16 protein-coding genes are annotated in these 19,446 nt (G+C 43.7%); 11 read left to right on the forward strand and 5 right to left on the reverse strand.

What is annotated here, in order from left to right; genetic code table 11:
- The first annotated feature begins 2 nt into the window (after positions 1-2).
- On the forward strand, positions 3-818 hold the full coding sequence (locus HQR03_RS05225; RefSeq protein WP_173239411.1) for an SDR family NAD(P)-dependent oxidoreductase: 816 nt from the start codon (positions 3-5) through the stop codon (positions 816-818).
- Between the two features lie 150 nt (positions 819-968).
- On the opposite strand, the gene HQR03_RS05230 is transcribed toward HQR03_RS05225, so the two are convergent.
- The 3 genes from HQR03_RS05230 to nadA all read right to left on the reverse strand — a co-directional run bounded on the left by HQR03_RS05230 (position 969) and on the right by nadA (position 5,061).
- Positions 969-1,862 carry a phosphatidate cytidylyltransferase gene (locus HQR03_RS05230; protein WP_173239412.1) on the reverse strand — a complete coding sequence of 298 codons (894 nt, stop codon included), beginning with the start codon at positions 1,860-1,862 and terminating at the stop codon, positions 969-971.
- Between the two features lie 78 nt (positions 1,863-1,940).
- The gene (gene nadB / locus HQR03_RS05235) at positions 1,941-3,920 is read right to left on the reverse strand and encodes an L-aspartate oxidase (protein ID WP_173239413.1); all 1,980 of its coding nucleotides are present in this window, start codon (positions 3,918-3,920) and stop codon (positions 1,941-1,943) included.
- Between the two features lies 1 nt (position 3,921).
- Positions 3,922-5,061: a quinolinate synthase NadA gene (nadA, locus tag HQR03_RS05240; RefSeq protein ID WP_173239414.1), complete on the reverse strand. Its 1,140-nt coding sequence runs from the start codon at positions 5,059-5,061 to the stop codon at positions 3,922-3,924.
- A gap of 493 nt (positions 5,062-5,554) precedes the next feature.
- On the opposite strand from nadA, the gene HQR03_RS05245 reads away from it, so the two are divergent.
- The 4 genes from HQR03_RS05245 to HQR03_RS05260 all read left to right on the forward strand — a co-directional run bounded on the left by HQR03_RS05245 (position 5,555) and on the right by HQR03_RS05260 (position 10,392).
- Positions 5,555-6,604, forward strand: coding sequence for an NUDIX hydrolase (locus HQR03_RS05245; RefSeq protein ID WP_173239415.1), 1,050 nt, complete (start codon positions 5,555-5,557; stop codon positions 6,602-6,604).
- Positions 6,605-6,772: 168 nt separating this feature from the next.
- Entirely contained in the window at positions 6,773-7,633 is an 861-nt protein-coding gene (nadC, locus tag HQR03_RS05250; protein ID WP_101211549.1) for a carboxylating nicotinate-nucleotide diphosphorylase, read from the forward strand.
- A gap of 267 nt (positions 7,634-7,900) precedes the next feature.
- Complete coding sequence (locus HQR03_RS05255) at positions 7,901-8,542, forward strand: MarC family protein (protein WP_025653130.1); 642 nt, start codon at positions 7,901-7,903, stop codon at positions 8,540-8,542.
- A 467-nt stretch (positions 8,543-9,009) separates the two neighbouring features.
- Positions 9,010-10,392, forward strand: a complete 1,383-nt coding sequence (locus tag HQR03_RS05260; protein ID WP_025653131.1) for an NAD(P)-binding domain-containing protein — start codon at positions 9,010-9,012, stop codon at positions 10,390-10,392.
- Positions 10,393-10,535: 143 nt separating this feature from the next.
- Here the strand turns inward: HQR03_RS05260 and HQR03_RS05265 are convergent, their stop codons facing one another.
- Positions 10,536-11,138 (reverse strand): LysE/ArgO family amino acid transporter, encoded by a 603-nt coding sequence (locus HQR03_RS05265; RefSeq protein ID WP_173239417.1) that lies wholly within the window; start codon positions 11,136-11,138, stop codon positions 10,536-10,538.
- Between the two features lie 724 nt (positions 11,139-11,862).
- On the opposite strand from HQR03_RS05265, the gene HQR03_RS05270 reads away from it, so the two are divergent.
- The 3 genes from HQR03_RS05270 to HQR03_RS05280 all read left to right on the forward strand — a co-directional run bounded on the left by HQR03_RS05270 (position 11,863) and on the right by HQR03_RS05280 (position 14,145).
- A complete protein-coding gene (locus HQR03_RS05270; protein WP_101211550.1) occupies positions 11,863-12,594 on the forward strand; it encodes a hypothetical protein in 732 nt (243 codons plus the stop codon).
- A 187-nt stretch (positions 12,595-12,781) separates the two neighbouring features.
- A complete protein-coding gene (locus tag HQR03_RS05275) occupies positions 12,782-13,480 on the forward strand; it encodes a hypothetical protein (protein WP_173239418.1) in 699 nt (232 codons plus the stop codon).
- Positions 13,481-13,530: 50 nt separating this feature from the next.
- A complete protein-coding gene (locus HQR03_RS05280) occupies positions 13,531-14,145 on the forward strand; it encodes a hypothetical protein (protein WP_173239419.1) in 615 nt (204 codons plus the stop codon).
- A gap of 121 nt (positions 14,146-14,266) precedes the next feature.
- Here HQR03_RS05280 and rluB read toward each other — a convergent pair whose 3' ends face one another.
- Positions 14,267-15,199 carry a 23S rRNA pseudouridine(2605) synthase RluB gene (rluB, locus tag HQR03_RS05285; RefSeq protein WP_025653136.1) on the reverse strand — a complete coding sequence of 311 codons (933 nt, stop codon included), beginning with the start codon at positions 15,197-15,199 and terminating at the stop codon, positions 14,267-14,269.
- A 324-nt stretch (positions 15,200-15,523) separates the two neighbouring features.
- Here rluB and HQR03_RS05290 point away from each other — a divergent pair, with 324 nt between their 5' ends.
- Genes HQR03_RS05290 through HQR03_RS14335 form a run of 3 tightly spaced genes read left to right on the forward strand, consistent with a single transcriptional unit; the run spans position 15,524 to position 19,401 of the window.
- On the forward strand, positions 15,524-16,624 hold the full coding sequence (locus tag HQR03_RS05290; protein ID WP_173239420.1) for a polysaccharide biosynthesis/export family protein: 1,101 nt from the start codon (positions 15,524-15,526) through the stop codon (positions 16,622-16,624).
- A 12-nt stretch (positions 16,625-16,636) separates the two neighbouring features.
- The gene (locus HQR03_RS05295) at positions 16,637-17,068 is read left to right on the forward strand and encodes a low molecular weight protein-tyrosine-phosphatase (protein ID WP_173239421.1); all 432 of its coding nucleotides are present in this window, start codon (positions 16,637-16,639) and stop codon (positions 17,066-17,068) included.
- A gap of 56 nt (positions 17,069-17,124) precedes the next feature.
- Complete coding sequence (locus HQR03_RS14335) at positions 17,125-19,401, forward strand: GNVR domain-containing protein (RefSeq protein WP_336217801.1); 2,277 nt, start codon at positions 17,125-17,127, stop codon at positions 19,399-19,401.
- Positions 19,402-19,446 lie beyond the last annotated feature (45 nt).

Genomic DNA, 19,446 nt, shown 5'->3' on the forward strand with positions numbered 1-19,446 from the left:
AAATGAAAGACCTTACACAATCTACTTCAACTCATCAGCCATCGCATATCATCGTCTTTGGTGGTACGAGCGGACTTGGCTTGGCATTGGCGCTGCATCATCAGGCGCTTGGCTGGCAGGTGAGTGTCGTTGGCCATAGTATGGAGAAAATAACCCATATCAAAAAGCAACACTCTAATATCAATACTCATTGTTGTGATTTAACGGATAGCGTGCAAACACAAAGTTTGTTAGAGAGCTTGTCAGATGTTAGTTTTCAAAGAGTGATTTATAGTGCGGGCAGTTACACCAATGAGCGCGTCCACCATCTTAGTCAAGTGGACAGCGATCAAATGCTAGCGATTAATTTGCAAGCGTTTGAGCAGGTTTTTAGATGGGCAAGTGAGCAGTTAAAGCGCCAAAGCTATCCATCAGATTTCAACGAAAACAACAGACGAAGCCTGATTTGTATCGCCTCTATCGCCGGTATTATGGATTATCCTTATACCAGTCTTTATGCCAAAAGCAAACGCGCGATGATTGCGATTGCTAGCGCTTATCGAGCGGCACTTTCGCCTTATCATATTCAAGTCAACTGCATCGCCTCGGGCTATATCGATACCCAAGCCTTACGCGATTTAAATAACGGTGATGCCAGCCATAAGCCCTTTATAATGACGACTCAAACAGCAATTGACCATATCATGCAAGCGATTGATAACGATATTGAGCTCGCCATATTTCCACGCTCCATGCGCTATATTACTCGGGCGCTCAATCATTTCCCTAAGCCTGTGCTTAACTGGATATTGCGTAGTAAGTTGGATAAACCTAGTTGATATAGTCAGTCCTAAATAAAAGAAAGACAACTATTATAACGTGCTACTGGTATCCATTTTTCTTGCTTGCTGTGCCTACGCCGACAGAGGCTGCGAATAATTCATCCTAGTAGCACTATATTCATTTAAAAGTGGATCGACTGTAACCGCTTACCCAAGCAGCCAATAAAACAAGGTAAATAGCGGCACACCAATGAGCAAGCTATCCACTCTATCTAATACGCCGCCATGTCCGGCAAGCATCGTACCCGTATCTTTTACCCCGTGCTGACGTTTAAAGGCGGATTCTAATAAGTCTCCAGCGATACCACTGACCGCTAAGCCATAAGCGGCTAATGAGCATACCAACCAACTAAACGGCGTGAGCCAAATGCCTAATAGCGTTGCCAATACTGCCGCGAGCATACTACCGAAAAGAGCGCCCTCGATACTTTTATTCGGGCTAATGGTTGGGGCAAGACCGCGCTTAAACAGCTTGTGACCAAGCAATTGTCCACATAAATACTGGGCAATATCATTAAATTGACTGGCGAATAATACAAAAAATAAAACGCCATACTGCTCGCGTTGCCAGATTAATTGTTGTAAGGCAATGAGACTGATAATCAGTGCGATAAAAGCAAAACTAAAGACTAGGTCTAATAGATTTAAACGTGTGTAAGCTTGAGTAGAATGGTTAGGAGTTTTGCTAAAAGGCTGAGTGTTTGCTTGTAAACCGCGCGCTTGGAGCTTGTGAATCAGCACAGCTTTGTTGCGCAGACACCATAAGCGTTTGATCTCATAGCTACCACGTAAACCAATTAAGACGAAAAAGGCGATGAGTAACCACTGGTATGGGTAGGTAGGAGGCTGTGAGGGCTGGCTATTATCAGTTATCTTAGCGATAACATAACAAGCGCAAAGCGCTGCTAGCATCAGCCACCACGAGCGGGCAATCAAATAAATTTTCGGTAAGCGCTGACGCAAGCGAGGTAGGGCAAGCATTGCCCACGTCAAACTGACGACCATCATAAGTCCGATCACAAACTGTAAATCAGTAGCCATATTTTTAGCACTTTGAGGTCAATAAAGAACGGCAATTTACCGTTTTGTCATGATTAGAGTGGCAACCTTTAATTGCTGTTAGACGTTAGCAACTGTATGTGCTGATCCAACCTCTGTGTCATCGATTATAGGCTGAACCAACCAACCAATGCCACCCTCTTTGTCACCTGCTTTGTCATCATCTATCAACTTCGATAATGGCGCAATCACACTGGTCCGAGGTGTAGATGCCAAATGTGGATAGTCTTGACGATAATGACCACCGCGACTCTCATAACGCTGATAAGCTGACTGAATAACCAATGTGGCTAATTGTAATTGTCGTGCTAATTGAAAGTATCTCAGGTTGGCAAGGGTAGGTGTATCGCTCTTACTCTCACTACTGAGGTTGGTTGAATGAGACTTGAGGTATCTAAGCTGATGCTGCCAACTTTCTATCTGTATCAAGGCTTGTTCTAATTGCCCAGCCCTGCGAGTAATGCCCATATTATTGGTCATCAATATCTTTAGCTGTGCGGTTATTTCGCTAATGTCAGCCTCTATATTGGCATTGCCATTGCCATTAACATTAACATTATCATTATCATTAACATTATCATTAACATTGTCATTCGCCTTGCTTCCATATGAAGGAGATGCAGGTAAATTAGACAGTGGTAGTATGACGGCCTGAGCGTCTTTAAGCGTTGGTGGTGTCCAAATAGTAGTCCCTGATAAATTTGAGTGATCATAAATGGCAACGGTATCTAGATTTTCTAATGCTTTCAAATAGTGCGGCAAGTCAGCAGCGATATTGCGCCCAACCACCACGCATTCCAAAAGTGAATTACTCGCCAAGCGATTCGCACCATGTAGGCCAGTATAAGCAACTTCGCCTGCAGCATATAAACCTATCACATCGGTCAAACCATTGGCACAGGTTATCACACCGCCACAACTGTAATGAGCGGTAGGGGCAACGGGGATAGGTTGTTTCGTGATATCGATGCCAAGCTCTAATAGTGTTTGATAAATCTGTGGAAAGTGCTCTCGTAAAAATTGTTCTGGTAAATGGCTGACATCCAAATGCACGTAGCCAAGACCATTATTACTGATCTGCTCAGCGATGGCGCGCGCGACGATATCGCGTGGTGCCAATTCCGCTCGCTCGTCAATCTCTAACATAAAGCGCTTGCCAGTTTGCGGACAAGTCAGCCGTCCACCTTCACCGCGTAGTGCTTCGGATATTAGAAAGCTACTGTCATCTAACGCTAAACCGGTCGGATGAAATTGGATAAACTCTAAATTTGCTAAGCGGCAGCCTGCTTGCCATGCCATCATAACCCCGTCGCCGACACAGACATTTGGCGCGCTGGCACGTTTAAACAGTTGCCCCAAGCCACCACTGGCTAAGACAACGGCACGACTGTGAAACGTAAGCTGTCGTTGATGAGTATGATCAAAAACAAGCGCCCCTTGGCATTGCTTATTTGGATTGGCGCTATTCGTTAAAAGGCTGAGCGCCTCATGAAACGGTAAAACATTAATGTTGCTTGCCGCTTTTACCTTTATTGTTAAAGCTTCCATAATGTGTCGACCGGTCGCGTCATCCGCATGTGCGACCCGCCTACAACCATGTCCGCCTTCTTTGGTTAAATGTAAGTCGGCAGTTTGTAATTCAGTCTGTAGTTCGGTGACAGGTTTTGCATTATCTGCTTGCGGTATCTGGGTAAAAGGAACGCCTTGCTCGCACAGCCATTGCACTGCTTGTTGTCCGGCACTTAAAATGCTACTGGTATTGTCAGCTTCGCATAGGCCTGCGCCAGCGATTAGGGTATCAGCGATATGGTCAGCGACAGAGTCCTCTTTATCCAAGCTTGCTGCGATACCGCCTTGGGCATAATGACTGGAGCAAACCTCCAAGCTGGCTTTGCTGAGTACGGTAATATTCAGTGATTTTGGTAATGCTAGAGCCGTGCTTAAGCCTGCTAATCCCGCACCAATAATAAGCACATCCGTTTGTACCATAGCAGCAGGGCTATTAGCACCTAATAATTCCGCTGTAAATACCGCGCTCATATTAGGCAGCCCCGACATTGGCGAACAGCTCGCGGTCTTTGACAATATCGCCGCTCGCTGCCACACGTTGCTTTTGCGCTTCGGCAAAATCAAGCATACGTTGCAAGGACTTTTTAGCCGCGACTGCCAGCTCAGGCGTCATTAATACCTCACCGCTATGATGCGTTAAGCACTGCTCAATACCTTTTAGGCCATTCATTGCCATCCATGGGCAAAATGCACAGCTTTTACAGCTGGCGCTTTCACCAGCCGTCGGTGCGGCTAAGAAACGTTTGTTTGGCGAGCGCTTTTGCATCTCGTGCAAGATACCCAAGTCGGTGGCGACGATAAAGGTATCGGCATCCATCTCATAAGTTGATTGCAACAGCTTACTGGTTGAGCCGACCACATCGGCCAGTGCTACGACGCTATCAGGTGATTCAGGATGTACCAATACTTTGGCATCTGGATGATCCTCTTTTAATTGCAGCAGCTCGGTCGCTTTAAACTCGTTATGTACGAGGCACGAACCTTGCCAGAGCAGCATATCTGCGCCCGTCTCTTTAGCAATATATTTACCCAAATGGCGATCGGGGCCCCAAATAATTTTTTCACCATTAGTATGCAAATGGCGAATGATATCGATGCCAACCGATGACGTCACCACCCAATCGGCACGGGCTTTCACAGCAGCACTGGTATTGGCATAAACCACGACGGTACGCTCAGGGTGAGCATCACAAAAGGCCGAGAACTCATCAGCCGGACAGCCCAAATCGAGCGAGCACTCGGCTTCCAAGTCTGGCATCAGTACGGTCTTCTCCATACTTAAAATTTTGGCCGACTCACCCATAAAGCGGACGCCAGCGACCACTAGGGTTTGCGCACTGTGCGCTTGTCCAAAGCGCGCCATCTCGAGCGAATCACCCACGCAACCACCGGTTGCCAATGCCAAATCCTGAATAAAGGGATCGACATAATAATGGGCGACCAATACCGCATTATGTTCTTTCAGTAATTGCTTGATATTTTCTTCAACCGCAAGCCGTTCAGCACGTGGTAAGTCTGCTGGCATTTTAGCTTTGGCATATTCAATATTCATTTGAGTGGCAATGCGAGTGTCATTGCTCATGATGGGCGCGTCGTAAGGATAAGTTTTCATAAATGCAAACCTTTTAGGCAGTAACGACAAGCAATATGTCGCGAAAAACAAGTCAATTAGAGACAGCTGGCGAATCAGATGTTTTAATTATGCTCATTTTGAGCATAAATACAAGTGTTTTTTATAACTTGATTTCAAAATAATATTTATTTTTACAGAATTTTCCTAGGGCGTGTCCTCATTTTAAAAATGGTGATAAAAATGAGGTGAATTGTAGTCAAACAAGGAAAATAGTGCAGACAATATCGAGATATTACCTAGCTATTTGACGATGTTTGGCAAGATTTAACCGTTTTTAGCCCATTTAGATTGCTATCGGTTGAATTGAGGACACGCCCTAATGATTGTTGGTATCCAACTCTTTCAACCTCTTATAATTACAACCGCAGGCTATGATAGTTTTAGATTCACGTTATACTGAGCACTATTGTCAGAGCTGCATATGACGAGCTCATCATTCCATTCATATAATTAAAGGATCGTTGCTAAAGTCATGACGTTGTCTTATTCACATGCACATCAACAGGGAAGTGGTACCACTGAGGTGGTCGCGGTGTTAGTTGCGATTACCGACCACAGCGCCCGGGTCTTAACAGTGGATCAAGGCAAACTCTTGCCCAATGGCCCTTTGATGCCGTTACATCGCTCCTTGCAAGCAGGTGTACGGCAATGGGTGGAAGAGCAAACGCAGCAGCCGCTTGGTTATCTAGAGCAGTTATATACCTTTGTAGATACCAATAGACGCAATGTTGACGGTCATGCACTGGTGTATGTGAGCTATCTGGGTCTGGTGCAAGAGACACAAATGCAAGCACGACAAAGTCAGGCATTGTGGCGAGATTGGTACGATTATTTCCCATGGGAAAATCACTTGAATGGTACGCCTAGCATCATTTTGGATTATATTGTGCCAGCGTTATTGAACTGGGCAAACGCTGGGTCTGATGAGATCATTCAGCAGCGCCGCCGTCAGCGTATTGGCTTATGCTGGGGCTTAGCGGCAGCGCCTATCGTTGACGGTACAGATACAGAAAATGCTAGCGAAGTAAGTCATGACAAAGCTTATGAGAGTAGAGAGTGGGTCGCTGAGCATGTCCTGCTGCGCTATGAGATGCTGTATGAAGCAGGGCTGATACCTGAAGCACCGACTTATCCACCTAGCTATTCATCCGATACGCAAAGCAAGTTGCCAGCCGATTGGTCGCAGCTGATTGGCGTGCCCATGTATTACGATCATCGTCGCGTGATTGCGACGGCCATCTCTAGATTGCGCGCAAAGATTGAATACCGACCGCTTATCTTTGGCTTAATGCCAGACGTTTTTACCTTGTCACAATTACAACAAAGCGTTGAAGCCTTATCAGGGGTGCGCCTGCACAAGCAAAACTTCCGCCGTCTGCTCGATGCGCAAAACCTTGTCATGGAAACCGGTCAGAGTAGTAGCGCTCAGCGCGGTCGCCCTGCCAAGCTTTACCGTTTCCGTCATGATATCGAGCTACAAAGCTTGTTAATGGACAATAAATTGCCCAAACGAAACAAATAGTCGCCACCTTATTCCTGCGATATTCTTGCCGCATGCTATTTCTATAAACTTTAAGCACAGGTACAAAGAGGTATAAAATGCTTACCTTTGCTTGCGAGCTTGCTCACTTTGCGCTATATTTATGCTCATTTTGAGTTTAAATCATTAAAATTTATATAAGGGTTAAAGATGACAGTTGCACGAGAGCCAGCGTTGGATGAAGTATTGCTTAAACCCTTGGTTGAGGCTGCCCTAACCGAAGACTTGGGTCGACGCGGAGATGTCACATCACAAGCCACCATTCCCGCCGATATGCAGGCGCAGCTCCAGATTAAAGCGCGGCAAGCCGGCGTGATATGTGGTATGGACTTGGCGCGTTTATCGTTTGCCTTGGTTGATGCACAGATAGCGTTCATCGCTCAAGTTACCGATGGTGAGAGAGTTGAAGCAGATACGGTATTGGCTATCGTGCGTGGTAATGCGCGTCATCTATTGACGGCAGAGCGTACTGCATTGAACTTTATGACCCATCTGAGTGGCATTGCGACGGCAACACGGCAGATTGTTGACAGTGTGGCAGAGTATCCGGCGCAAATTACTTGTACGCGCAAGACCATTCCTGGCCTGCGTATCCTCCAAAAATACGCGGTACGCTGCGGCGGTGGTCGCAATCATCGCTTGGGCTTAGATGACGCCATTTTAATTAAAGACAATCATATTGCTATCGCTGGTGATATCAAGACCGCTATTCAACAAGCGCAAAATTTCGCTGGGCATTTGATTCCCATTGAAGTAGAGGTGGATACGCTAGAGCAATTAGCGCAAGCACTAGACGCTGGTGTGAGTTTGGTGCTATTAGACAATATGTCCCCTGAGATATTGTCGCAGGCGGTGGCCATGTGTAAAGGTCGTGCCAGAACAGAAGCCTCTGGCGGCATCACCCCTGAAACGGTGCAAGCAGCCGCAAAAACGGGCGTTGATTTTATCGCTATGGGCTATTTAACGCATAGCACTACTGCGCTAGATATTGGTCTGGATTTTAGCGCGTAGTTTTCAATACGCCTGTCTTAACACGACTTGTTTAACCATTAGTCTTCATCAGATTATCCACCCACCAAATGACTGCTGAGCGGTCGGGGGTCAGCCACTATTTTCGCTGATATACTGGTGTCAGAAAGGTAAGCAAAGTTAATGATTTAATTAGCTTATCTGCCTATGCTACAATGCCACTGCTAACCGCCTATTGGGTCATCGTTGCACTCGCACGATGGCCTTATCTTTTTGCCCAAGTTTTATCGATAGACAAGCGAGCGCTCAGTGAATACTGAAATCATCAAAATTATCTTAGCTTTTGTGGTATTGATCAATCCGTTTAGCGCCTTGACGTTATTTTTGGACTTGACTCGTGGTTATTCAATGAATAATCGCCGCAAAGTGGCACGCGTTGCTTGCTTGACTATTTTTATTACCATCAGCTTTTTTACGATAGCAGGTGAGACGCTACTAAAAGCCTTGGGTATCTCTATCGGCTCGTTCCAGCTGGCGGGCGGTATATTGGTATTTTTGATTGCCTTGAATATGATGAATGGCGACGGGAATCCCGTTAAGCCTGACCAAGAAAACTTCGATGTCGATCATGTACAAGACTCGCCGCCGACGATGGCTGCTGCAGTAGTGCCATTGGCGATCCCTATGATGATTGGACCGGGTGGTATCTCTACAGTTATTATTTATTCTTCACAAGTTTCTGGTATTTTGCGGGTATCAGCGGTATTAATCGCCGGCTTATTAATCAGTCTCTTTTGTTATTTGGCATTGATGGCAGCAGGTCGTATAAGCCGTCTATTGGGTGATACTGGGCTTAATATTATGAGCCGAATCATGGGGATGCTACTGGCTGCGGTCTCTATCGAAATTATTGTCAGTGGACTGCGCACCTTATTTCCCGATTTAGTCTAATTACTTATTTTTTCGACATCTCATTTCCAACATTTCAACTATCATTCTCAGGCCATTTAGGCTCTTGCGTTCAGATTGAGCACACGCTCTAGGCTGTGTAACACATATACAGTCTATCTTCGCTTAGCAAACCCCTCCAACAGTATTAATCCAGATAAACCGATATTTACTGAACACCTTAATGTTACAAGACTAAACTTTGAATAGAGTCTATCTTTTATAGTCAAAATATCTTAAAAAAGCGATGGTATTGCTGATATCAATGTTTTGTAGTCTTTGTCTGCGCAGGCACAGCAAGCAACAAAAGTGGATATCAGTAGTACGTGCTGGTTCGATATCACTTTTTACTCACTATAAATGGTAGTTGTGTCTTCAATAATCATTATTAATTACCAAAAGTACTGCCAAAAACGCCATTAATGAAAATATGTTATAATAGATATACATTATTTTTATGGGAGTTAATCTTGAGTAACAAAAGAATTGCTATTTTAGGAGCAGGTCCAAGTGGTTTGGCGCAATTACGAGCCTTTGAAGCGGCTCGTTTAGCTGGTGCGACAGATTTACCTGAGATCATCTGTTATGAAAAGCAAAATGCTATCGGTGGCATGTGGAATTACAGTTGGCGTACTGGATTAGATAGAAACGGTGAACCCGTTCACGGCAGTATGTACCGCTATTTATGGTCAAACGGCCCTAAAGAATGCTTAGAGTTTGCCGATTATTCGTTTGATGAGCATTTTGGTGAAGCGATCCCCTCATACCCACCGCGTGAAGTTTTAAAAGACTACATCATGGGGCGCATCGATAAGCAAGACATTCAAAAGTACATCCGTTTTGAATGCCCAGTACGTTGGGTATCATTCGATGATGAGACACAAAAATTCACCGTGACGGTGATGAATCATAAAAGCGGTGAGCAAGAAGTTGAAGAGTTTGATTACGTCGTAGTAGCGACCGGTCACTTCTCAACGCCGAATATGCCTTACTTCGAAGGATTAGAAGCGTTCCCCGGTCGTATCTTGCACGCCCATGACTTCCGCGATGCCTTAGAATTCAAAGATGAAGATATCTTACTGATTGGCAGCAGTTATTCTGCTGAAGACATTGGCACCCAGTGCTATAAGTATGGCACCAAGTCAGTTACTATCAGCTATCGCACGCAAGCACTCGGCTATGACTGGCCAGAAGGTATTAAAGAAGTGCCTTTAGTCACCCATTTTGAAGATGATGTGGCACACTTTGCTGATGGTACTAGTCAAAAATTCGACGCCATCATTATGTGCACAGGCTATTTGTTTCACTTCCCCTTTATGCCAGATGAGTTACGTTTGCAAACGCACAACTGCTTATATCCAGCCAATTTGTATAAAGGTATCTTTTGGCAGCCCAATCCAAAGCTTATTTATCTGGGTATGCAGGATCAGTATTTCACCTTTAATATGTTTGATGCGCAAGCGTGGTATGCCCGCGATGTGATGGTGGGTGATATCGAATTGCCTGATTTGGCGACTCGTGAAGCAGATGAGCAAGAGTGGTTGGCAACTTATGCGAAGTGTGCGACAGTCAGTGATTCGATCGACTTTCAAGCCGCTTATATTCGTGACTTAACCAATGCGACCGATTACCCAGAGTTTGCGGTAGAGAAGCAGGGCGAAATCTTAAAGGAATGGCAAAAAGACAAAGCCGACAATATCATGACCTTTAGAGAAAAGGCCTATCGTTCTACGTTGACAGGTACGTTATCGCCTGAGCTACCAGAGCCTTGGCTGGATGTCCTTGATGATTCCCTAGAGCACTTTTTGAACCTAACCTTTGTTAAACCTAAAAAGCGTAAAAAAGCTTCATAAATAACAAATGCGAACTAAAAAAGCCAAACACGTTTATACAATGTGTTTGGCTTTTTTGCTTTAAAGAAGCAGTGTCATCTTTTAAGCTAAAAATCTGTATTTGTGTAGCTATTTTACGGCTTTGACATATTGGTTTTAATATATTAGCTCTGGTATAAATGCCAAGCCAAATACAACATCAATAACCCTACCAAGGCATCGAGTATGTTCCAAGCTTTTGGCTTGGCAAACAAGGGTCTGAGTAAGCGTGCACTATAGCCTAGCGCGAAGAAGAAAAAGAACGAGGCGCTGACGGCACCAACGGCAAAGGCCAGTTTGCTACTTGCGCCTGTTGAAACCATGCCGACGAGTACCAAGGTATCTAGATAGACGTGTGGATTGAGCCAAGTAAAACCAAAACAGAGTAATAAGGCTTTTTTTAAGCTGGTAACAACTTGTCCATCGACAGTGAGCGCGTGTGATAAGCGCACACTGGCATACAGACTTTGGATGCCATAGGCCAGCAAAAATATGACGCCAGCAATTTTGGCAATATTGACGGCCTGCGGGTACTGAGCCGTGACTGCGCCAAAGCCTGCGACGCCAGCAGAGATTAAAAACGCATCACTCACTGCGCAGAATAGGCAGATAAAAAAGATGTGCTCGCGTTTGAGTCCTTGTTTAAGGACAAAGGCATTCTGTGAGCCAATGGCGATGATGAGCGAAAGCCCTAGCAAAAATCCAGAGGTGTAATCGGTCGCATTCATAGCTATTTACTTGGGATCTGTTAAATATTCAAATATTAGGACTGCTGATCGCTAAAATGGTTCCAAACCTTTTATCAAATCAGGCGTATACCGACGTTAATGTCTAGACCTTAGCGAGGTTTACAACGACGTTTGGGGCGATTTTAGCATCAGCCTTTCAGGGCAGGACTATTTTTTGCCAATATATTGTGAAATTTTCTAACTTAGAATGACTAAGTGTCCAAAATTTCCCTGCATATTGTCTAGGGCGTGTCCTCAATTCAACCGATAGCAATCTAAATGGGCTAAAAATGGTTAAATCTTGCCAAACATCGTCAAATAGCTGATTAATATCCCGATATTATTTGCGCTATTTTCCTCATTTGACGGCAATTCACCTCATTTTTATCACCATTTTTAAAATGAGGACACGCCCTAAAAAATAGCCACTGCCAGTGCCACATTTGAATGTACAACAGACCCTAATATTAAAGACCAAAACGTTGACGTTTGCTTACTGGCAGCAGGCTAAAAAACTGTTAAGATAAGTCATCGAGTTATTGAATGCAATAGCATCAAATCACAATAGAAGTAGTAAAATTAAAAAACTGAGTATAGAGCGATAAGTACTACTGAGAGTGCGGCTGATATTTTATTGTCTGTATAGACGTCGCTGTATGGTAGGTAGGCGTGAGTAATAAATGGGTGAGGGGCAGAGTAAAACATGGTCGTAAGTTTGACAAGAATGCTACAGTCATTTGGGCAAGCTCAAGATGACCTGCCAGCCATAGCTGCCAAAAATGCTCAGGCAACGGCTATCAGTCAAGATATAGAGGTGACTGATAACAATGATAAAAACAATCAAGCGGTCAGTCAGCGTTCTGTACTGACGCCTCCTGAGCGTGCCGATCGTATTTGTGAAGCGTTATCGCAAGTCAATGACATTCGCTCGCCCACGCCACTGACCGACCGCTATTTGTCCAATCGCGCTGCGATGCGACCGACCAATAGACCACCTTTTGACCCCGATACCTTGTGGTATCTCAAACATGGACGCTGTCCGATTATGACTGAGCTTGTTGATGTGGTCGATGAAGCCACCCTAAATGCCATGCCTATTGAGGCCGTTGCGATACTAGACCGTATTAACGGCAAGCTAAAGCGCTACCGTGAGTGGAGCAGTGAGCTGAACGAGCAGCAACAGCAGCAACATAACGAGCGTCAGTTTGTCATTGATAAACTCATATCTGAGAGCATTCCAGAAGCGCTACACCATTATGAACAGCTACAGCGCTTTAGCCCGCATCGTACCAAAAATACCATGGTGCAAGGAAAGATGACCGCAGGTGATATGTTGACCGATTTGTTTTTAGAGATTGATTATGAGCTTGATGAATTGCTAGACGAGCTACACCAAACGGTGATGAACAAACTTGCTTCTACCCATCGTTATGTCAAAAGTCGTACGCAAAGCTGAACGATAGTACTTGCACTCGTTCTCCTTGTTATAGTTAGTCCCAAATAAAATGAGTACAAGTATTATAACGCGCTACTGGTATAAATTTTCCTTGCTTGCTGTGGCTGCTATAAACATCATTAAAAATAATAATAAACTTGCTAGACCATTCTGCTAAATTATTTTATTCAACCATTAGGACACTCCAATGACCCAAGTAACTGCGATGCTCGTGATGTTTGTTTTATATGGGGTGTTACCAGTAGCAGGGTTATATCTGGGATATCGTGGTATCAAAAAAGTGACCGCACCTAAAATGCTTGAATACAAAGCAATGCCGCAGCTAGGTTATATCCCCGAAAAAAGCTTGCCCGTTGAGGTTAAAACAGCCCTTGAGCAAATCAATGAAAAAGGGGAGAAGCTGCGGGTCATTTATGGTGATACCAACAATGATGGCAAGATAGACGATAAAGATACGGTCAATGAAACCTATATCATGATTCAAAATTTGATGGACAGGCATGTACCACAAGCAGTGGCTGACTATCGCCGCTTGCATGATTTAGATGTTGGGGACGGCGCGCTTGCCGATAGCACTAAGATTAAGCACTCTAACGTCACTGGAAAAGAAGCGTTACTAGACGTATTGCGCACCATCAATACGCAATTTGACGATTTATTAAATGCCTCCTACCATCAAGACGGCCAAAAGCTACTGGCGACCAATCGATATTTACAACAACGTTTTAATAATCCTGCTATTACTACCGATATTCAAAAGCTCAATAACAATGTTAATAGGGTTAATAGTGTCAGTGATGCTGATACTAAGGTGAAAAGCCAAGCAATTGAAAGTCCAACTGGCGCCAATGACGGACAGGTGAGTGCTGAGGATATCAAACTGTAAATAAAGGCAAAGTCGTATGGTTAAAAGATGAAGATGAAGAGTAAGCGTATATGAGCATCTTGATAGGCATTGGCATTGTGACGACGGTGACCACCTTCTACTTAGGTAGAAAAGGCTGGCAAGCGTTGCATAAAGCCGTCGGTATCACCCCAGGGGTGCCCACTTATCAGGATTATGATGCGCCGTTATCACTATCTACGTTGTCACCATCTGCGTTGTTATCTACCATACATTGGCAACAGCTAACATTGAATAAAACACATTTGAAAGCTTTATCCGAGCCACAGTTGCGTCAATTAAAAGGTATTGATGAAAAAGTAAACAGCTATCATAATTATCAAAAAGAGCAGCAAGCGCAACATAAAACGCCTGAATTCACAGAGTCGCAGTTTGTGCTGCACAAACTCTTGCATACTCGCTTGCCTGAGACGCTTGCCAGTTATTATTATCTAACGAAGGCCGATATAAGCACTAACAATATAAGCACTAACAATATAAGCACTAACAATGTGAGTAATGGCAAAAAAGCGGAAGCCAATGAGTTATTGCAGCAGGTATTCAACAATATTGAGAGTCGCCTAGATATATTATTAGCGCAGGAGGAGACGCAGCATTTACAAGACTTACGAGTGATGACACGTTATATGGATAGTCATCGTAGCTAAATCCTGAGTTGGTAAAGTGCTTATAAAAACGCATAAAAAAGCTGCCCATAATGAATATTCATGATGGGCAGCTTTTTTATGGTTTACGCTAAATCGTGCAACGACTTAACATAAATTTCGATTAACGCTTATCGTTGCGATCACGGGTATTGCGCGAACCGCGACTGGCAGGGCTACCGCTACTTTTTGGTTTCGCACTGCCACTACTATTACGGCTATCGCTACGAGTATCGGTGCGACGCGCTTTAAGTGGCTTATTTTTGATACGTTCTTGCTTTTCTTTTGCCGCACCATGCAGACCAGTACCGTGGCGTGGGCGTAAGCTGACTAAGTCTGTTAGAGTATTGATGTCTTTTTTATCCAGCTCTAAAAAGCGACCTGTACGCAGCTCTTTTGGTAACACAATCGTGCCGTAGCGCGTACGCAATAGACGGCTGACTTTGAGACCTTGTGACTCAAATAGGCGACGTACTTCACGATTACGACCTTCTTTTAGTCTGACGTGATACCACTTGTTGACGCCTTCACCGCCGCCTTCTTTGATGTCTTCAAACTGTGCCATGCCATCTTCTAACATAACGCCAGAAGTCAGCGCACGGGCGATATCAGGGGTAACTTCGCCCAATACACGTACCGCATATTCACGAGTCACTTCGCTAGATGGATGCATCAAACGGTGCGCCATCTCGCCATCATTGGTAAATAACAATAGACCGGTCGAGTTAATGTCTAAGCGTCCGACCATGACCCAGCGATCATGAGTTAGCTTTGGCAGACGTTCAAAAACCGTTGGACGACCTTCTGGATCGTTGGCAGAGCAGACTTCGCCTTCAGGCTTATAATATGCCAATACGCGACGACGCTTCTCATTTTCAGCCGTATATTTAATTTGACGACCATCAACACGGATCTCATCGCCTGGTTCGACGCGATCACCGATGGTTGCTGGGCCATTATTGACCGTGACGCGCCCAGACTTGATGACTTCTTCCATCTGACGACGTGAGCCAAGCCCCATACGGGCGAGGGCTTTCTGTAATTTTTCATCTTTCATAATCAATTCCTTGAGTCGGTGGGTTTACATTTCTCAATGTATAAATTTGAAGGGCATATTCTACGCTATTTGTGTTATATATGCAGCACTTGATTGTCATTAAAAAATTGCTTTAGTTATTAAAACAAAATATATTCAAATATTTGAATATATTTTAGAAAATTAGGTAACAACTGTCTAATAACTAACTTCATGTGTTATTATAACGGTGTTTATTTTTGTTTCTACTACGATGGTTTAGTGTGTTCTTGCTAATGTAGTATTACAAAAGTTGCTCAATCGTTAATAGCTGATATTTATCACTATGTTTTATAAGGTTCTTCTATGCGTCGCAAGTCATACAGTCTATTAAGAGTAGCGTGTTTCCTACTTGTCAGTATGTTATCAGCCTGTACCAGTATCAATTCTGGACTTCAAGCGGGTGATTTGCCGCCTAATGGGGCCTTTGTGGCCGAAAACGGTATTACCTTTAATGTTCAGCCATTAAACGTAGCGACATTACCGCCTAAGCAAGCCACAGTGCTCGATAGCGACTTATATAACCTAGTCAAAGCATCGGGACGGATAGATTATCGTATTTCTGAAGGCGATATTCTAAGTATCGTCCTGACCGGCTATCCTGATATAACGCCTTCTGCAGCTGCTAGTAGTGGTAATCCTTATACTTCGGGCTTTCCGGTTGATCAACAAGGCTTTATTCAGTTTCCTTTAATAGGACGTATCAAAGCCAGCGGTATGAGTGTGCCGCAGTTCACGGCGACGTTGCAAAGTAAGCTACAGCGCTATCTTAAATACTCAGATCCACAGGTCAAAATTGTTAACTATCGGGGCAGTAAGTTTTTTGTCGATGGTGACGTCAATCAATCTGGGGAGTTTGCTATTGCTGATGTGCCGGTTTCCTTATATAGCGCAATTTCTATGGCGGGCGGTGCTACAGAAGCTGGTGACTCCAATAATATTGTCTTAAATCGCCAAGGTAAGAACTATAACCTAGGATTGCGGTCATTACGTCAAATGGGTCTGTCTGCCAATCAGATTTACCTACAAGATGGCGACTCTATCCATGTGAATAGCCAAAGCCGTAATAAAGTTTATGTATTGGGTGAATTTGGCAAAATTGCACCAGTTGCCATCCCTGAACAAGGGCTGAGCTTAGCGCACGTACTGGGTGAGTCGAATGGGCTAGACTCTAATACTGCCAATGCCGCTAAAATATATATTGTCCGTGATAACCCAGAATATAAGTATACCAATATTTATTATGTCGATATGCAGACCATCACCAGCTTAGCATTGGCCAATCGCTTTGAGATGCAGCCTAATGATATTCTTTATGTTGATCCGACTGGTTTAACGCGTTGGAATCGTGTGATCAGCTCGTTGTTACCATCAACCTCTGCAATCAATACGCTTTCACGGTTATAGGTACGAAACATTATGGTGTTTGAAAATATTTTGGTCGTTTGTGTGGGCAATATCTGTCGCAGCCCTATTGCTGCCGCCCTATTGATAGATAAATTTCCGCAGAAAAATATTGATTCTGCTGGCCTGTCTGCCGTCGTTGGACATTCTGCTGATGCAAAAGCGCAAGAAGTTATGAAAGCAGATGGTTTAGATATGTCTGACCATATAGCCAAACAGATTGATGAAGAGCTAGTGGTAACTGCTGATCTGATTTTGACTATGTCGACCAACCAAACCAAATGGATTGAAAGTCGCTGGCCACACTGCCGTGGTAAGACCTTTCGGATTGGACACTGGATTGACAAAGATATTATGGATCCTTATCAGCATGAAAAATCCGTATTTGAGACAGTAAAGAAAGATATTGTCGAAAGCCTTAAGCAATGGAATGACAAAATTAGCTGAGCGATTAAAATTAAGCGACTGCTATTAAGCAACCAACACGAAGTGGTGAATACATAGTGATAAATACAGATTCAAAGAACCTATCAAAGTCTAACGGTGACAAAGAGGGTGATGACATTGATTTAATGGCACTTTTACTAGTGTTGCTACGTGGCTGGAAAGTCGTGGTTTTTTTTGCTGTATTAGGACTGTTGATAGGAATACTATATAGCCGTTATGTCAATCCAACTTTTAAGTCAGATGCGCTGATACAGATTGAGGAGAACTCTCAAGGTATTGCTGCACTCGGCGAGAGTATATCAGAGCTGGTCGGCTCAGAAGCCAGTAAGGCCCAGACAGAGGCAGAGCTCATCAGATCACGGATGATATTAGAGCCGGTCGTTAATTTATTACATCTGCGTATCCAGCTCACTGATCCTAATGTAGGGTACATCGATAAAATAAAAAATGATCGTACTGATACCCAGATTAATACTGCTGAAGGCGTGTCACTAGATACTGAAAGTGGCCAAGTACAGATTAGTCAATTTAACGTGTCGCAAGCCTATTTAAACCAAAATTTTACGTTGACGAGATCTGCTACGGGATTTGTATTAACCAATGGTTTTGATGAGTTTAAAGGTCAGATTGGTCAGCCGCATAAGTTCAAGGGCGTAGACGGTCAGATCCATATTACGGTAAATGACCTTCCTGCGACAGACTATCCTATCAATATCATTAAACAGTCAGTAAAGGCCACCACAGATGCTGTAAATGAATCTTTATCTGTTGTAGAGAAAGGCAAGCAAACCGGTATTATTCAGCTGTCTATGACTGGTGCAAACCAGCAGCAAGTGACGTCTGTGCTGAATGAAATCGTTTTATCTTATGTCAATCAAAACCAATCTCGCGGTTCTGAAGAAACCACCAAAACGCTTACCTTTATGGAGACTCAGATCCCAACATTAAAGAAAAGGCTAGAAGAATCTGAAGCCATATTTAATGAATTCCGTAAAAAATACGGCACGATCGACGTCGGTAAAGAGGCGGAGTTATTATTGGGTGAAAACTCTCAAATCGACGCGCAACTGAACGAGCTTAAACTTAAAAAAGCGGATCTGACGACTTATTATACTGAAGAGCATCCGTTGGTCATTCAAATCAATGAACAACTTGCCGTGCTTAATAATAGAAAGCAGGAGATTGACAATACCATTGCTGGTTTGCCTGAAATCCAACGAGAATTCTTAAAGTTATCAGAAGATACGGCGATCAATAGAGAGATCTATCTAACGCTGCTCAAAAACTACGAACAGCTAAAAATCGTCAAAGCAGGTCAAATAGGCTTTGCACGTATCATTGATTTACCAATCAGTACCTTTAAAGCCATCGCGCCTAAGAAACTGCAAATCATGATACTAGCAATGCTCTTAGGTACGATGCTAGGAGCTATGCTCGTCCTACTCAAAAACTTACTGAGAAACGTAGTAAAAGATCCTGAGCGTTTAGAGGCCAAGACTGGTATTCCAGTGATTGCGACCATTCCGCGCTCACCCCTATTGTCAAGATTAAGTAAAAATAAAAAATCTGCCGATCGAATGCTGGCTCATGTCGATCACAATAGTTTGAGCTATGAAGCGATCAAAAGCCTCAGAACGAACTTGATGTTCGGAATGCCAAAAGAAGGTTTAACGGCTCAATCTGCCAAAGTGATACTAATTACTGGAGAAAGCCCAGGAGTTGGTAAGTCTTTTATCGTGGCTAACCTTTCAGAGGTATTTGCCCAGTTGAACAAAAAGATATTGGTCATCGATGCGGATATGCGCTTAGGTGGGCTACATAATATGTTTAATATGAGTCAATATGATGGCTTAGCTGATTATTTGATGCAAGACCACAGTCGACTGAATCAAGTCGATAATATTCAAAAAGATAATATCCAAAAAGGTAATGCGGTCTCTAACCTAGGTATTGCTGACTTTATTCATCCTACAGCTATGGATTGTATTGATTTTATACCGCGAGGCAAGCATCCACACAATCCGGCGTCGCTACTGATGAATGATAATTTTGGCCAACTGATGGCAGAGCTAAAGTCTCAGTATGATTATATTATTATCGACTCACCACCAGTGCTGGCAGCCTCAGATGCTATGGTCTTAGGACAGTACGCGGATAAGGTACTAATGGTAACGAGATATGATGATTCAATAGAAGGGCAGTTGGTTTATGCCGTCAAGCAGATGACTAAATCCAACATACAAGTAGATGGCATTATTCTCAACGATGTACAGCAAGGTCTGATGAGTAAATACAGTTATCACTATAATTATGCTTATGGCAATAATCAATAGCTAGCTCGTCACTGTCGACTCCAAAAGTACACTTCAGGTAGTTGG

Source organism: Psychrobacter okhotskensis (genome assembly GCF_013248965.1).
Taxonomy (GTDB): Bacteria; Pseudomonadota; Gammaproteobacteria; order Pseudomonadales; family Moraxellaceae; genus Psychrobacter; species Psychrobacter okhotskensis.

Bases quoted from the DNA above. Each gene is read 5' to 3' on its own strand.
- HQR03_RS05225 (WP_173239411.1), top strand. From the start codon at position 3: ATGAAAGACCTTACACAATCTACTTCAACTCATCAGCCATCGCATATC.
- HQR03_RS05230 (WP_173239412.1), bottom strand. From the start codon at position 1,862: ATGGCTACTGATTTACAGTTTGTGATCGGACTTATGATGGTCGTCAGT.
- nadB (WP_173239413.1), bottom strand. From the start codon at position 3,920: ATGAGCGCGGTATTTACAGCGGAATTATTAGGTGCTAATAGCCCTGCT.
- nadA (WP_173239414.1), bottom strand. From the start codon at position 5,061: ATGAAAACTTATCCTTACGACGCGCCCATCATGAGCAATGACACTCGC.
- HQR03_RS05245 (WP_173239415.1), top strand. From the start codon at position 5,555: ATGACGTTGTCTTATTCACATGCACATCAACAGGGAAGTGGTACCACT.
- nadC (WP_101211549.1), top strand. From the start codon at position 6,773: ATGACAGTTGCACGAGAGCCAGCGTTGGATGAAGTATTGCTTAAACCC.
- HQR03_RS05265 (WP_173239417.1), bottom strand. From the start codon at position 11,138: ATGAATGCGACCGATTACACCTCTGGATTTTTGCTAGGGCTTTCGCTC.
- HQR03_RS05270 (WP_101211550.1), top strand. From the start codon at position 11,863: ATGCTACAGTCATTTGGGCAAGCTCAAGATGACCTGCCAGCCATAGCT.
- HQR03_RS05275 (WP_173239418.1), top strand. From the start codon at position 12,782: ATGACCCAAGTAACTGCGATGCTCGTGATGTTTGTTTTATATGGGGTG.
- HQR03_RS05280 (WP_173239419.1), top strand. From the start codon at position 13,531: ATGAGCATCTTGATAGGCATTGGCATTGTGACGACGGTGACCACCTTC.
- rluB (WP_025653136.1), bottom strand. From the start codon at position 15,199: ATGAAAGATGAAAAATTACAGAAAGCCCTCGCCCGTATGGGGCTTGGC.
- HQR03_RS05290 (WP_173239420.1), top strand. From the start codon at position 15,524: ATGCGTCGCAAGTCATACAGTCTATTAAGAGTAGCGTGTTTCCTACTT.
- HQR03_RS05295 (WP_173239421.1), top strand. From the start codon at position 16,637: ATGGTGTTTGAAAATATTTTGGTCGTTTGTGTGGGCAATATCTGTCGC.